This window comes from Bacillus sp. S10(2024), assembly GCF_050473865.1.
Taxonomy (GTDB): Bacteria; Bacillota; Bacilli; order Bacillales; family Bacillaceae_G; genus Bacillus_A.
Map to the genome: position 1 here is coordinate 117,496 of NZ_JBFLUR010000002.1, position 15,223 is coordinate 132,718.

The following is a 15,223-nucleotide window of genomic DNA, read 5'->3' on the forward strand; positions in this document are numbered from 1 at the left end:
TTATTGAATTATATTCATTTAAATAAAATTTTCATTTATATGAATATAATCTTCTTTTATTGTCAAATATGGAGAAGAATATTTATTCCTTATCTGTATGGTAAATAGATAAAGCTTCTTCGAGCGTATCTAACCAAAAATCAAAGGCTTGAGGGTTAGATTCTTGAATTTGGATGAACTTACGAAAAACTTCGGATACTCTGCGGTCTGGGTACATTGCCAAATCTGAAATATAGTTGTCGTTTTCAAAGATATTCAATTTTTTTTGGATTTGGGATAGCAGTGATAGCTGGATTGTATCCGTTTTATTTGTCTCCAAGTTACTTAAATATCCAGGTGACACATTTAGTGTTTCGGCAAATGAATTTAAGGTAATCCCTTTTCGCTTTCTGTATTCTCGAATAGTAGCACCTAGATTCTTTTCCATTTATTTTCCCTCCGTTTATAATTTGAAGTTGTAATGGATGCTAAATTTTTTTACTTTATGCAGATACAGGTTGTCTATATTCATGGATTTTTTTATAAGATAGGATGATGTTGTAAACATTCCATATTGCTAAAAGAAATTCCTTCTAAAGCTAAATGAAGAAAGGATTGGTACTTCAAATGAAAGTAAATTTAAATCAGTTAATGGCAGGAAGTTACGAGGATGGTAAGCGTTTAAAGTGTTTTTTATATCAAAGTAAAAAAACGGGAGTATTATTTTATGAACCAAGTGTTTTTGAAATGAATGCCCAAATAGAATTTGATTTATACTTTGTGCATCAAGTAAGTAGAAAATCTGCAACTAATGCTTTCCCAATACCTGTTCAAGAATATTATGTGAATGAAAAACAGTTAGACCAATTTCATTATCTGAAAGATTACTTTGATAGATATTATAATGGAAGAGCAACTTTTTCATATAGTCAGTTTAAGTTGTACTCAGTGTTCTGGGGCACAAAATATGTTTGGTATTATAAAAAAGAGGGGCAACAAAAATATTGGGAGAATGTCGAGGGATATGATTCATTTTCATCCTAATAATTATCATGACGAATTAGTATATAGCATTGTGGCTCGTTATCATCGGATGAGTCCGAATCTTTTTAATTCACAGACAACAACGGACTTATTTGGAACAAAAATTACTTATTCATTTGCGGAGCTCCCTCTCCATATGAAATATTTTTCTGATTGTCTAGGATTATGCTTTGATGATGTTATTTACAATCACACTATGTTCCCATTGTATGCACCATTTATGAGTAAGGAAAAAGCTGAGGCAATTTATCGACGAATGATAGGAAAGAATGACAGTAGTAAAAGGGTTGATTCTGGAATTTATCAATGTGGGATTCCGTATACTAGGACATTAAAGTATTGTTCTATTTGTAAAAATGAAATGGAAGAAAAAGTAGGGGTTTCTTATTGGAGAAGAATACATCAGGTTTTTGGTGTGAAGATATGTCCGATTCATAGGATATGGCTGTGTGACAGCGGTATTATCGTTCCTAATAAAAAGAATTTCTTGGATTTACAAATACTTCCCTGTGAAATAGTGCAGCAAAAAACAGAAAAAAATGATGCGAATTATAATAATTACTTAGCTTTAGCTGAAGGGGTTCATTTTCTTTTAAATAACAAATTAAATAATTTATGTAAAAATGAATTAACAAGAAGATATATAGTTCTACTTCAACAAAAAGGAATGGCTTTTGGAAATGGACGAATAAAAATTAAAGAGCTCATTGAAGAATTACAGCTTTTTTACGGAGAGGCATTACTTAAAGAAGTAAATTGTGATTTTCAAAACGGACATAGATTTTCGTGGCTTGATCGTCTATTGCATGGAAGGGGCTCTTTTTTTCACCCGATACAACATTTACTACTTATTAACTTTTTAGATGATAATACTACAACTTTTTTAGATAAGAAAAATGAAACAATACAGTATCTTCCTTATGGATCAGGTCCATGGTATTGTATGAATCCAGTGTGTGACTTCTATAAACAAAGAGTGATATCCACATGTAATTTAAAGCAAAGAAAGGGATTAAAACATCCAATGGGCTCTTTTCGATGTTTATGTGGATATACTTATTCGAGAAAGAAACCGATTCAAAATGAAATGAATCGAAATGAAATTAGGGTACTGAAGTACGGAAATGTATGGGAACAAAAATTACGTTTAATGATTGATAAAGAAAAAATGTCTATTAAGAAAGCTGCTAAGCAATTAGCTGTTACATCATTAACTGTTACCAGATACATTAATAAACAAGAGAAAGCTTTAGTTGAAAAAAAAGAATCAAATGAATTCACAAAGCTAAAGCAAAGAAAGAAATGGCTGGAGATAATGGATAAGTATCCCAATTTAACTCGAACACAATTAAGAAAGTATTTACAGAAGGAATATATATGGTTGTATCGTTATGATCGCCAGTGGTTAGAAGAAAATTCGCCACCCTCTACTAGAGCGGTATGTAAGGAAGACAAAATCGACTGGGGTGAGAGGGATATTTTATTGTCAGAAAAAATTCCTAATGCTGTAAAGAATATAAAGGGTAGGAAGGATAAATTACAAAGGGTTACTATTACTACAATCGCTAAGTATATAGATGGTTATTCATATATTCCTAAATATCTTTCTAAGCTACCCCGAACTAAAAAGAAAATTGAGCAATTTATTGAAAATGACAAAGAATATTTGGAAAGAAAAAAGAGTAAATATAATGTCGAATAGACCCAACTCATTATAATTATATAAGAGTTGGGTCTATTTTGTTTAAGAATACAGAAAATTGTTAATAAATAGAAGTAAAATTAATGCGAGGGTTAAACAATGCTTTTATCGGAAGAGGTAAGAAAGTATTTAGAAGATATTCAAAAAAATGATCGACAATTTAATAGGTTTATTCATGATTTATATCAGATAAGTAAATCTGAAGCGAATATTAAATTACAACGCAATGAATTTAAATCTCAAGCCGAAAAATTTATTAATAAAGAAAGAGGCATGAACATTAATTCGTTTGATTTATATGTCCTAGCATTGAATAAAGAATATGATACAGAAATAATTTCTATTATTCCTATAAATGAGATGAATAATTGGCGGAAAGTTTTTCTCAGTATCACTAATGATATTGTGTTTCCTTATCAAATTGATTATAAAAATCCACAAAATAAGCAACTTCTAGTAGATCTGAAAGCTGCATTTATTAATTTAATATTATATTCTAGAGGGAAAACAGTGGCGGAATTTAAGGAGAATATAAGATTAGTGAACCAAATGATAGCTATTGGGATAGGGAATGCAAATAAGGGGATTGAAAAATGAATCGAAATATTCTTTTGTCTGAAAAAGTAAGGAAACGAGTTAAATATTTAAAATCTAATAGTACAGAATGGAATCAATTTATATTAAATGTTCAAGAAGTAATTCAATTATATGAAGAACGATTAGTGGAGCAAAAAGAAATTTTAAATCTGTTGAATAGGTATATTTATGAGGGAATTGTTAGTATGAAGGAATTTGATTATTATATTATGGCTTTAAATAAAATGAAACATATAGAAGTGGTTACTGTCTATAGTTTTCGTCATGATGATAAATTGTATAGAGCAACTAAGCAGGCAACTCAAGAAATAAGAAACAGATATCATTTAGAATATAAAAAATCTAAGGAAGAATTATATGATGTATTAATTAATATGATATTTACGATTATACAGTATTGTGAAGCTGAAGAAAAAGACGCATTCATTAAGAATCTGTTGGATTTAAATAAATTTTTTAATATTGGAATACAGCAAAGAATGGTACACCAAGGTAAGGAGTAATTCACAATATTAAAAAAGCATCCTATTGGACCTTCCGGATAGGATGCTTTTTATTTATAAGGAAGTTTGTTAAGAAGCAACTCAGTTTTTATTCTGAGTTGTTACGTATTTTGTCATACAAGAATGGAAAAAATCTGAGTAGATAGAATCTATTTTTCATAGTCGCTATTGGATTTAAAGTATACATACATATTAAAAGGTGAACTATAATAGTCTTTTTTTACCTAAATTTAACCAGTAGAATATTGTTTTTTTTGAGTTAATATTTTGGTGAATAGTTTATAGGAGATGAACTTATTATGGCAAAAAGAAGAAGTAAAGGATGGACAGAGAGAAAAATAAAACGATATGTCCAACAAGGTCGTGGAAAAGGTAGGCTGGAAAGCTATAAACCATGGTTAACAATTCATGATTTTTCATCCAAAGGGTTGGTATCACGTGTAAACGGTTGGAAAACAAATCGTGTACATCACTTTTTCTCTAATTTGGAATTACATTTATTTTATATTTTGGAATGGTCAGATGAAGTCATTGATATACAGGAACAATTCCCATTGGGACGAGAAAGAACAATGGAAATTGCCGATCAAAAGGGAATAGCACATCCTATTGATCCAAAAACAAAAGTTTTAATTGTCATGACTAGCGATTTTCTTATTACAATAAAAAAAGATAATGTAATCTATAAAATTGTTAGGTCTGTAAAACCGAAAAATCAATTACAAAATAAAAGAGTAATTGATAAATTAGAAGTCGAAAGAGAATATTGGGAGTCCGTAGGTGTTGACTGGGGAATTGTAACAGAAGATGAGTTGCCAAAGGTGCTAATTCATAATATTGAATTGTTCCACCCTTATTATTGGATTGAAACATTAGGAAGTGTAAGTGAAAAACAGCAAACATTATTACGAGATGTTCTAAAAGAAAGAATTCTTAATGCCAATAAGTCAATTTTAGCGGTTACCCAGGAGTTTGATATAGAGTTTGATTTGGAAGCAGGTACAGGATTGTTATTATTAAAAAATTTAATTGCCCGTAAGTATATTTTGTTTAATATGGATAAGAAATTTGTACCTAAACATTCAGTCGATTATTTAGAGATGAAATCAAAAGAAGAAAAATAAGGTATAGTTTCTTTGAAAATATAATAACGCATTTGTATTCATTTTAATGAAAAATTCATTTTTATGAATAAAAACCCCTTTAATTGGGGAATATATATATTACGACGAACTAAATGTGGAATCAGTATAAATGAATAATTGGTAAACAGGAGAGAGTTGTAATGTTACTGGTTAATCAACTTTTATATTGTAATAAAGAGGAGAAACTCTTCCGTATATTATGGATTGATGAGGGATACGTTATTTGTTACCTCATTGAAGTAGAAGCATCAAAAGGGTTTCCAGAAAAAAGGTTAATTTCTAATTTAGAAAAAATGCTTGAGCATGAAGAAATGCAACTTATAAAAAGTGATCCCTTTATAAGTTGTTTACAAGAAGATGAAATTAATCCAAAAGATAAAATGATAAGAAATAAAGCTTGGAGTATATTGGAATATTTAATGGATCAAAAAGATGAAAAAGATTTGTTCGAAAGAGAAAAAAGAGGACAATTCGTAAAAGAAGCATCAATTAAATATAATACAGCCCCTAAATATATCTACCAATATTTACGTCGATATTGGCAGCGGGGACAAAATAAAAATGCTTTATTACCAGATTATCGAAACTGTGGTGCTGCTGGTAGGGAAAGAAAAAGCGGAGAGAGGAAAAGAGGACGACCCCAAAAATATCCTGTATATGGAGTCGGTATAAATATAACCGATGAGGTCAAACAATTTTTTAGAATCTCTATTAATCGTTATTATCATAATTTAAACGAAACGTCGCTTAAATTTGCTTATCAATCAATGCTCAGTGATTTTTTCTTAAAAGAAGATGGCACCTTACAAGAAGAAATCCCCACAATTAGACAATTTCGATATTGGTATGAGAAAGAATATAGTATAGAACAAAAAATAAAAAAACGCCAAGGTGAAAATATCTATAATTTACAACATAGGGCTGTTTTAGGGTCGTCTACATTTAATATCGAAGGTCCTGGAGCGCGTTATCAAATTGATGCAACAACGGCAGATGTATATGTAGTATCAGATTTCAATAGAACCTGGATTATTGGGAAACCAGTTTTATATGTTGTAATTGACGTTTTCAGCCGCATGGTAGTAGGTGTACACGTAGCGTTAGAAGGTCCCTCATGGCAAGCTGCAATGATGGCATTAGTTAATGTAGTTACTAATAAAGTAGAGTTCTGTAAAAAATATGATATCAACATTAAGCAAGAAGAATGGGACTGTCATCATTTACCTAATGCAATCTTAGCGGATAGAGGAGAATTTGAGGGTAAATCAGTAGAAACGCTAATTAATACATTAAAAGTACGAATAGAAAATACACCACCGTTTCGAGCGGATTGGAAAGGAATTGTCGAACAACATTTTCGACTAATTAATGAACGTGTGAAGCCACTCTTACCAGGGGTTGTTAGACCTGATTTTGGAAAAAGAGGTGCACGTGATTATCGACTAGATGCGAAGTTAACTTTAAAAGAATTTACCAAAATTATTATCAACTGCATACTTTCACATAATAACAATAAATTAATAGCAGATTATCCCCTAGATAAAGAAATGATTGAAAGTGAAGTACGCCCTGTCCCTATGGAGTTATGGAAATGGGGAAGAACAAATCGAGCTGGTAAACTACGTACTTGTGATGAAGATATTGTTAAGCTTAGTTTATTACCGATTCACTCGGCGGTTATTACAAGAAGGGGGATTGAATTTAGAAAGATGTTATATTCATGTGAGAGAGCCATTAAAGAGTTTTGGTTTGAATCTGCGCATGCTAAAGGAAGAAAACGTATTAAAGTTTCTGTAGATCCGCGTAACATAAATAACATTTATATTCGCTCGAAGAACGGCTTAGATTATGATGTGTGTTATTTATTAGATCACCAAGAAAGATATAAAGATATGTCATTAGATGAAACAGAGTATTACCAAGCAGTAAAGAATATGCAGAAAAAAGAGTTGGAAAAGAAAGAATTAGAAAATGATATTAAATTGAATAAAGAGATTACATCAATTGTAGAAAAAGCTGTCCAGAAAACTAATGAGTTTAGCATACAAACTGTTAGTGATAGTGAGAGAAAACGGAATATTAAAGAGAAAAGATTCGAAACACAGGACGTTATTCGACAAGAAGAGGCATTTGTATTAAGTAAAGTTGTGGAAAACTTAGATCAAAGAGAAGAGCAGCAATCATTGCGAGATAACGAGGGAGAAGAAATTGCTAGTGTTGAAAATGACGGAAGATTAAATCTATTTAGAAGTGTAAGGAGGGAAAAAATGCATGGAAAGAAAGCAGAATGATAATTTAAATTTAGATATTCATAAGGCGATTTATACTGAACAATGTATTGAAGATTTTAAAGGGAATCCATTAATAGAAGCTTTGCCTCCCATTTTGACTGAAATGGATGTCATTGAAAAATTGTCCACATACCCTATCTACAATAAAAAAGAACTGGAATTAGATGCTCGTTATAGGTTTCATTGCGTCCAGCGATTAAAACGATATTTTCAGCCACTACCTGTACATTTAGAGTTGGAAGAAAAGTTTTCGAGAGCGATTCGTCAGGGATATTTAGCGAGAAATCCGCTGCATAGAAATCATGTAAAAGCGTTGAACGAGGGACATCATTTGATTCAAAGCGGTGAATATATACTAAATTATCAATCCAGTATGAAGACATCTTCTTATGGTTTTTGTTTTATTGGGATATCAGGAATGGGGAAAACAACAACAATGAACCGTATTTTAAATTTATATCCGCAGGTAATTGAACATACCTCCTATAAAGGTATACCACTTCCAATGTATCAAATTACACATATAGTTTTAGAATGTCCGCATGATGGTTCATCATTGAAAGGATTATGTATTAATTTTTTTCAAAAAATTGATGAAGCATTAGGGACAGAATATAGCAGAAAATTTGGGAGTAGAAATAGCTCTGAAAGTATTTTAATGGCACAAATGGCGCAAATTACAAGGTTACATTCGATTGGAATGTTAGTTGTAGACGAAATTCAACATTTAACCAATGCTAAATACGTTCGATCGGAAAGAATGATTAATTTCTTAGTTACCTTAGTAAATGAAATTGGGATTCCTGTTGTTCTAATTGGGACACCCAGAGCGCTAAGTATATTGCAATCAAAATTTCGAGAAGCGAGAAGGGCTATGGGGGATCAAGGAGAGGTATTATGGGATCGATTTATTAAAGATGAATCTTGGGATGTATTGGTTGAAGGGCTTTGTGAGTACAATTGGACTGAAAATGAACTGTTATATTCAGATGAATTGAGTGAGGTTCTTTATTATGAGAGCCAAGGCATTTTAGATATTGTTATTAAACTTTTTATGATGGTACAAATGTATGCTATTCGTAATAATATTAAACAAATTACACCTTCATTGATAGGGAAAGTTGCAGAAAAGGAACTCAAATTAGTCAAGCCAATGTTAGACGCTTTACGATCAGGTTCTTTACTAGATATCTCTCAATATGAAGATTTAAATCCGCTAGATATTGATAAATTTATTGCAGCGTTAGAACCCAAATTAGAATTGAAGGAGAAAGTAAAATTGTTAAAAGAAGCAATGAAAAACAAGAACAAAGAGAAAGAATATGAAATTGAAGAAGAGATTGTTCTTGGATTGTTGCATCTTTCATTAACCAATGAAAGAAATGCTAAAAGACTAGCAAAGCATGTTGTCGGTGAGTTCGGAGTAGATTTAAAACCAGGTGAAGCTGTTAAGTTGGCGATCAAAGAATTATATACTCAGACGCAAGAGAAGACAAACAATCATAAAAAAACTAAGAAAGTTATGAGTAATAGCAAGTTGCATAAAGAAGGAGCTATTGAAGCTTATACTAAAGAGAAGAAAATTCTCCCATAAATTATAGATAGAAAGCCTGAGGAAGAAAAAATGATTATGTATTTTCCATATCCATATCCGGATGAATTAGTATTTAGTTTAATGGCACGTTATCATATTCATTCTGCTAATCAAAACCGTGCTCAAACATCTCGTGATTTATATCAATTTTTAAATATACCAATCCGAAGTGGATTTCCAAATAATTTGGGGAGATTTATGGAGAGCATGCCGAAAAATTGGGAACTAAAAATGGATGATCTTATTCAAAAACATACTGTATTTCCATTATATAAAGCATTTTTACCGAACAAAACATCACTTTATATCGACATGAAAATTTCGGAAAATGCTGTTAATCCTGTTAATAATGTTATACCAAGTATTGATTTTAAATTGTATCCTAAGTTTTGGCAGTATTGTGATCGTTGTGTAAATGAGGATATTGAAATTTATGGTGAATCGTATTTAAGGAGAATACATCAAATCTTAGGATTTCCGATTTGTTTAATTCATGGAGATGAATTACTAAGGAGTAGTGCCAGTGTGAGTGATCATAACAATTATACTGTTGCATTAAGAGGGAGTTATTTTCTGGGTAATACGAGGTTTGAGAGCTTAGGTTCCATTGCTAAAGATATTGCATGGATTTTTCATCATATGCCACAGCCGGAAGAAATAAATTGTTCAGAAATATATCAGGAATATTTACTTAATAGCACAGATTTTGTTGATTATAAAGGGGATATAGAATTTAGAATTTTAGCTAAACAAATAGAGGAATTCTATGGTGAAACTTGTATTAGTCATATCGTTTATGAAATATTTGATCATACAGTTAAGGTTGAAGAATGGTTACAAAGGTTGATTTATCGACCTGACATAAACAGTCATCCCATTTTACACTTATTATTAATACATTTTTGGGGATTAACATACGAAGAATTTTTAAATCAAAGTTGTTTAAAAAGCAATCACGAATTGTGTGAAACGGTTCTCGTGTAAGAATTATTTTAGGGAAAGTTCTCGTCTAGATTTTCAACACTATCCACCAGAAACTTCTGAAAATGTTACGGAACCGAAGTTTGATTATAATAAAGAGATGTATGAAATTAAGAAGAAAGAAGTATGTGAGTAGATTACGTGTTAATTCAATTTATTATTGATTTTATAGGGTTTATGGACAAATTGAAGTTAAGATAGAATCGTAATTCGGATTATTTTTAGCAGGGTGACATAGGTTATTGTCACTCTGTGAATTTATTTGTCAATTCTATGCTAATTGCTATATTAAATTTTGTATTTCTGTGTAGGAAAAAGGAGGTTTTCTGGATATTTATGTTGAAATTGATAGGGAATATTCTTCAAATAACAAGATAGTTTAGTTAAAGAAGGCTTCTTAGCGTTTTTGGAAATCTATTGTGAAACTTTCGCTATATTTTCCCGTATATTTAATAAGTTCTATAAGCTTTGAAGGGAGTAATCTGATGACTGTTCTAATAGCTATTGCTTCAAATCCAAATACAGACCAAGTTCCGTATATTTTAATGGGATCCGATTCCTTAGAAATCAACCTAGACAAAGACTTAACTTTAATGAGTAGAAATGAAGATGCTAACAAAATTTATAAAATTAAAGATAAATTAGTTAGTATTTCGGGTCGATTTGATCCTAGCTTTAGAAATAGTTTCCTTGAATTCTTGAAAGAAAAAGACTGTGGGCTATCTAAGTTACATATGTTAGCCTATCAATATGTATATGAGCATATGGTAAATGTAGAAATAAATCCTGATGCTAAATGTGCTATCTACATAGGTTGTTGCAATAATTCAGTTCCAGAATTGGTGGAAATTAGAATTAAAAAGAGTGATCTTTCCAATACAGTTTGTACATATGAAGTTGCTGAAAAAACTCAATTTATAGTAAAGGTTGCAGGAAGTATAAGAGTTCCTAATGATGATGACCTCTCTGATCAATTTATGAGTAGGGTGGCAGAAAGATGCCCAACATTATCTTTAACTTGTGTTAGGAGAGCAGCTGAGGAATATCTAAACAAGGCTGCGGCAAGATATCCTGAAACTTGTAATCAAAATATTAAATTTGAAAGGTTACGGTAAAATAAGCTAGCGGTGCTTTATGTTGAATAAATAGGTATAAAAATGCTCTGAGCGAAAAAACTCTGAGCATTTTTATACTTTTATTTGCTTATGAAGTCGATAGCTAACTTTATAATGAATTTAACCACTGATTTCAATGGTGTATCTGAAAACTAAACTAAAATATCTGCAATTTGTACTAAAAAATAGCATATTATTTTACGTTTGGCATCTCACAAGTAAATCCATTAAATGAGAGTATAGAAGGTTTTTTAAAGGATACGAAAAGTTAATAAATATAAAATTTACATAAGTAACTCGAAAATCTCTAATTTATCTCTATTTAATAACACTTGGACAAGTTTTATTTTATTTAACATTTTACAAGTAGATGCTTTATTTTTTTTAAAAGTATCTATAAAGTCGGTAAATTCCTTGTGTATTATAATTGAAATATCTTCAGTTAAATGAAAAGTTTTTAATCTGAAGTTTAAATCTGGGTCCCAATAAATTTTCACGCCTTTGCCGCCGTTATGGTATAAATGACCAAACCATATACAAAAATCACTTGTAAATTCAATATTTAATTGTTCTCTCCAATAACGATTACTTGTAGGTTTTTCGAAGTATTTATCCATTATTTTGTAGGCGAAATTCTCTAGCTTTTCTTTTAATAAATTATTATCCATCAACATCCCTCCTCATAAGTTTACATTATTATTAAATATTAAAAGTCCTTGGAAATATTTTATTTTAATAACTGGATGCGTTGTGTAATGTAAAGAAAGTAATAAGTTATGGAAAAGAGGGATATGCGGTGTTTAGTAAAACTGATCATTATGATTTTAATTCAATATTTAATAATCCACAGGAGATGCTTCCGTCTATACCTGGTGAATATCCTGAAAGTAGTAGATTTCGTTTTCATGGTATGTATACTGTAATCGATAATGAATGGGTAATTCCTTTGGCTGAATGGATAAAGGGAATAATTAGGATAGGTAGATGGGAAGTAAAAGAAGTTATGGCAGGAAGAGGTTGGCTAGCAAGAGCTTTAAGCCAAGAGGAACTATATATTGAAGCCTCAGATGATGGTAGTGATTATAACCATAGAAAAATAATTTTAGAGTACGAAGAAGAAATTCTAAATGCTGTATACGATGTAGCAAAAGAGGATGCTATTTCTGTTGCTCAAAGAATTAAAATGGACAAAATGAAAGATGAAAAAAAGAGATCTATTGTTATAGTTGCTTATCCATCAGAGATGGATAAAGCTGCCTTTGAATTTGTAAGGCTGTTACCTAAAGATACATTAGTTATTTATATTGGAGATGATTTATTTCAAAATACAGCAGATGAAAATTTTAGAGATGCAATTTCTTGGATACATGAAGATGACACGCATCCTGATAAAGAAAAATTAAAAGGATTTCCATTAGATGCTGATATAGAAGGTGTAGGAAATGATGAAACTAAAGAGGATACTGTAAAAGTGGTTATCCGTTTAGGGACACCTAAATAAAAAAAGTAAAATGGATCTATACGAAAAACTTAATAAATACGATTGTTATCATATTCCAAACAAAGGAAAGAGGATATTCTCTTTCCTTTGTTTTATTAATCAAGGTATGAATTTTCCAACATTATTTGTAGAATAGAAAATTGGTTTTAAAACTGTGATTTGTAATTTTCCAATTTTATTTGTATTTGGATATGTTACAGAGAGACTTTTTATAGCTTTTATTTTCTAACTTTATTGTTATTTAACACCAAATGTGGTAAATCAGCGCTCTTCCGTACAAGGAAAGGGATGTGATGCCTTTGTAAAGTCTGTTGAATCACAAGTACAAGCATATCAATTAGAACATAATAAAATCCCGACAGTGGACGATTTGTATACAGGTAAGTATATTACATCTAAAACTTGTCCAAAAGGGGAGAGCATTACAATTGATGCTGCAAATGGAGAGGTTAAAGTTGTAGGGAAATCGTGAAGAAAAATGGCTTTACGCTATTGGAAATGCTCCTCGTATTAAGTGCTATTTCCATTTTAAGTGTTGTAACGTATTTTAATTTATCGTCGATTTATGAAAAGCAAAGGATGAATCAGTTTATGCATCAATTTTCTCAAGACATCCTTTTCATGCAACAAGTAGCGATGAGCCGCCATAACCGTCACACATTACGGTGGTTTCCTAATCAAGCCTCATACAGCATTACATCGTCAGGAGAAACAGATCCTGTTCTAGTTCGTTACTATTCATCTGATATACAAGTGAATATAAACACATTCCCTAATCCAATGAGTTACGGGCCGGACGGTAATATTAATAGAGGCGGAACAATTATTATTTCTTATAAATCCAAAACGTACCATGTTGTATTTCAACTTGGGAGAGGAAGATTTACGTATTATGAAGTGTGACAAAGGTTCGGTTATGCTAGAAATTCTTGTGTCGCTGAGTTTATTAATGATGGCGGTTTGGCTTTTGCTTCCGCAAACGCTTCTTATTATGCAGGAAAGAAAAAATATCCAGCTTCGATACAGAGCGCAGCTACTTTTGAAAGAAGCGGCAGCGGTATATATGTATGAGCATGTTGTTTCGCCAGTAATAGAAAAGCGCTATGAAAATACGGTATATACAATTCAATGGAAGACCGAGAAGGTGTGCGTAATGTGGAAAGATAGTAAACAGCGTGAGAATGAACGGTGTCGTTATGTTAAAAAGTAAGCAAGCTGGGTTTACGTTATTAGAAGTTATGATATGTTTTCTATTTTTATCTGTATTTTTTCTTCTTCTCCCGCGTCTTCATGTCTTCTTTATAGAACCGCCGTACCCTAAACAAATTACGAATTGGGAATGGAACGTTTTTTTAGAGCAAGTACAAATTGAATTTCGGGATGTAGAAGAAGGGGATAATGGGGAAGGAAAATTATTTTTCAAAACAAAGAAAGGAGAACATATCACATATGTTAAGTCTGGAAATAATGTTGTTCGAAAAGTAAATGGGGCAGGACATGAAGTTCTATTACAAAAAGTAGAGAACATTTCTTATCAATTAGCAGCTCATACATTAATGATAAGTGTGCGGGATATAAGCGGTAAAGTATACGATGGTGTTGTTACTCGTTATTCTGCTATTGAGGTGAAAGGATGAAATCGGAAAGTGGATTTACAATGCCGGGAACAATCATCCTCATATTTTTACTTATGTCTTTTTTAGTATACGAGACAAATATATTCCTATCAGATCAAAAGTTTTATACAGAAGCAGAAGAATTGTTTATATTAGAAGAAATAACGAGCCAAGCTGTTGCGGATGTAAAACAAGAATTAAAAGCTAAAATGGAAAAAAGAGAATTTTTTTATACGTATGAAAAAGGAGAAGTAAAGGGAGATTACACAATAGTAGATGGGAATGTTTATATTACTTTACAATGTATAACAAAACGAAAGCGCGCAAGTAAAGTTAGCTTTCGTTATAATACAAATAACGAAGCGATTACGAATTGGCAAGAGGAGAGAGGATAACATGCAAACATTATATATAACAGGTTTTATGGGAGCAGGGAAAACAACAGTTGGTAAAGCGTTAAGCAGTGCACTTCATTTGCCTGTTATTGATACAGACCAACGTATTGAAGAGAGGACAAAGAAAGTTATTCGGGATATCTTTTCAGAAGAAGGAGAGGATGAGTTTCGAAAGTATGAAAGTGAAGTGCTGCAATCATTACCGACCGATGATTACATTATTACAACTGGAGGAGGAATCGTTGAAAAAGCTGAAAATCGAGAGTGGATGAAAGGACATGGCACAGTAATTTATTTGTACTGTGATCCACATGTGATTGCAGAACGAATTGTTGGGGATACAACAAGACCGTTATTTCAAAAAGAAAATATAGGGTCGTTTATCGAGAAATTTGAAAAGCGTCAAGTTTATTATGAAGAAGCAACAGTGAAGATCGATACGACAAATAAAAATGTTGAAGCAATTGTTCAAGAAATTCAAGGGCTGATTAATAAATAAGAAAGTGGGCATACTAATCTAGTAGAGGTGATAGGTATGTCTACAAATGATTATATAAAATATGTCACACAACAATTTGTATCATATATGGATGCTCCAAAAGAGGATCGAAAACAAAAACGGCAGCAGCGTCGTGAAGAGAGAGAGCCATTTTTGAATCGTTGGTTTGGTATGTTGCCGTTAAGCGCCGCAATTTTTTATCGCCAAATGAAGAAAAAGAGGAAGAAATCAAGTTAAGTATTTCTTTGGAATCATTTACAA

At 31.6% G+C, this 15,223-nt stretch carries 18 protein-coding genes and 1 pseudogene; 17 read left to right on the forward strand and 2 right to left on the reverse strand.

From position 1 onward, the window contains the following. Positions 1 to 82: 82 nt before the first annotated feature. Positions 83 to 427, reverse strand: coding sequence for a helix-turn-helix domain-containing protein (locus AB1280_RS00640; RefSeq protein WP_429754573.1), 345 nt, complete (start codon positions 425 to 427; stop codon positions 83 to 85). A 179-nt stretch (positions 428 to 606) separates the two neighbouring features. Here AB1280_RS00640 and AB1280_RS00645 point away from each other — a divergent pair, with 179 nt between their 5' ends. From AB1280_RS00645 to AB1280_RS00685, 9 genes are all read left to right on the forward strand, one after another. After that, complete coding sequence (locus tag AB1280_RS00645) at positions 607 to 1,023, forward strand: hypothetical protein (RefSeq protein ID WP_429754574.1); 417 nt, start codon at positions 607 to 609, stop codon at positions 1,021 to 1,023. Beyond that, complete coding sequence (locus AB1280_RS00650; RefSeq protein WP_429754575.1) at positions 1,004 to 2,725, forward strand: TnsD family Tn7-like transposition protein; 1,722 nt, start codon at positions 1,004 to 1,006, stop codon at positions 2,723 to 2,725. Before AB1280_RS00645 ends, AB1280_RS00650 begins: the two co-directional genes overlap by 20 nt. Positions 2,726 to 2,824: 99 nt before the next feature. Then, positions 2,825 to 3,322, forward strand: coding sequence for a hypothetical protein (locus tag AB1280_RS00655; protein ID WP_429754576.1), 498 nt, complete (start codon positions 2,825 to 2,827; stop codon positions 3,320 to 3,322). Continuing rightward, the gene (locus AB1280_RS00660; protein WP_429754577.1) at positions 3,319 to 3,825 is read left to right on the forward strand and encodes a hypothetical protein; all 507 of its coding nucleotides are present in this window, start codon (positions 3,319 to 3,321) and stop codon (positions 3,823 to 3,825) included. The genes AB1280_RS00655 and AB1280_RS00660 overlap by 4 nt, the downstream gene beginning before the upstream one ends. Before the next feature lie 299 nt (positions 3,826 to 4,124). Continuing rightward, positions 4,125 to 4,949: a TnsA endonuclease N-terminal domain-containing protein gene (locus AB1280_RS00665; RefSeq protein ID WP_429754578.1), complete on the forward strand. Its 825-nt coding sequence runs from the start codon at positions 4,125 to 4,127 to the stop codon at positions 4,947 to 4,949. A 161-nt stretch (positions 4,950 to 5,110) separates the two neighbouring features. After that, entirely contained in the window at positions 5,111 to 7,261 is a 2,151-nt protein-coding gene (locus tag AB1280_RS00670) for a DNA-binding protein (protein WP_429754579.1), read from the forward strand. Continuing rightward, on the forward strand, positions 7,242 to 8,855 hold the full coding sequence (locus AB1280_RS00675; protein WP_429754580.1) for an ATP-binding protein: 1,614 nt from the start codon (positions 7,242 to 7,244) through the stop codon (positions 8,853 to 8,855). The genes AB1280_RS00670 and AB1280_RS00675 overlap by 20 nt, the downstream gene beginning before the upstream one ends. A gap of 30 nt (positions 8,856 to 8,885) precedes the next feature. Further along, positions 8,886 to 9,839, forward strand: coding sequence for a TnsD family Tn7-like transposition protein (locus AB1280_RS00680; protein ID WP_429754581.1), 954 nt, complete (start codon positions 8,886 to 8,888; stop codon positions 9,837 to 9,839). A 482-nt stretch (positions 9,840 to 10,321) separates the two neighbouring features. Continuing rightward, positions 10,322 to 10,951, forward strand: coding sequence for a hypothetical protein (locus AB1280_RS00685; protein WP_429754582.1), 630 nt, complete (start codon positions 10,322 to 10,324; stop codon positions 10,949 to 10,951). A 284-nt stretch (positions 10,952 to 11,235) separates the two neighbouring features. Here the strand turns inward: AB1280_RS00685 and AB1280_RS00690 are convergent, their stop codons facing one another. Further along, a complete protein-coding gene (locus AB1280_RS00690; protein WP_429754583.1) occupies positions 11,236 to 11,619 on the reverse strand; it encodes a hypothetical protein in 384 nt (127 codons plus the stop codon). Positions 11,620 to 11,747: 128 nt separating this feature from the next. Between AB1280_RS00690 and AB1280_RS00695 the strand changes: the two genes are divergently transcribed. From AB1280_RS00695 to AB1280_RS00730, 8 genes and pseudogenes are all read left to right on the forward strand, one after another. Continuing rightward, positions 11,748 to 12,452: a hypothetical protein gene (locus AB1280_RS00695; RefSeq protein ID WP_429754584.1), complete on the forward strand. Its 705-nt coding sequence runs from the start codon at positions 11,748 to 11,750 to the stop codon at positions 12,450 to 12,452. Between the two features lie 244 nt (positions 12,453 to 12,696). Continuing rightward, positions 12,697 to 12,924 (forward strand): annotated as a pseudogene (locus AB1280_RS00700) (competence protein ComG); the annotation flags it as partial. Beyond that, positions 12,921 to 13,355, forward strand: a complete 435-nt coding sequence (comGD, locus tag AB1280_RS00705) for a competence type IV pilus minor pilin ComGD (RefSeq protein WP_429754585.1) — start codon at positions 12,921 to 12,923, stop codon at positions 13,353 to 13,355. The pseudogene AB1280_RS00700 and the gene comGD, both read left to right, overlap by 4 nt. After that, positions 13,345 to 13,662, forward strand: a complete 318-nt coding sequence (locus AB1280_RS00710; RefSeq protein ID WP_272186853.1) for a type II secretion system protein — start codon at positions 13,345 to 13,347, stop codon at positions 13,660 to 13,662. The genes comGD and AB1280_RS00710 overlap by 11 nt, the downstream gene beginning before the upstream one ends. After that, the gene (gene comGF / locus AB1280_RS00715; protein WP_429757249.1) at positions 13,634 to 14,089 is read left to right on the forward strand and encodes a competence type IV pilus minor pilin ComGF; all 456 of its coding nucleotides are present in this window, start codon (positions 13,634 to 13,636) and stop codon (positions 14,087 to 14,089) included. Before AB1280_RS00710 ends, comGF begins: the two co-directional genes overlap by 29 nt. After that, the gene (gene comGG, locus AB1280_RS00720; RefSeq protein ID WP_429754586.1) at positions 14,086 to 14,463 is read left to right on the forward strand and encodes a competence type IV pilus minor pilin ComGG; all 378 of its coding nucleotides are present in this window, start codon (positions 14,086 to 14,088) and stop codon (positions 14,461 to 14,463) included. The genes comGF and comGG overlap by 4 nt, the downstream gene beginning before the upstream one ends. Before the next feature lies 1 nt (position 14,464). After that, a complete protein-coding gene (locus tag AB1280_RS00725; RefSeq protein WP_429754587.1) occupies positions 14,465 to 14,962 on the forward strand; it encodes a shikimate kinase in 498 nt (165 codons plus the stop codon). Positions 14,963 to 14,998: 36 nt separating this feature from the next. Next, positions 14,999 to 15,199 (forward strand): YqzE family protein, encoded by a 201-nt coding sequence (locus AB1280_RS00730; RefSeq protein WP_272186856.1) that lies wholly within the window; start codon positions 14,999 to 15,001, stop codon positions 15,197 to 15,199. Positions 15,200 to 15,223: the final 24 nt, after the last annotated feature.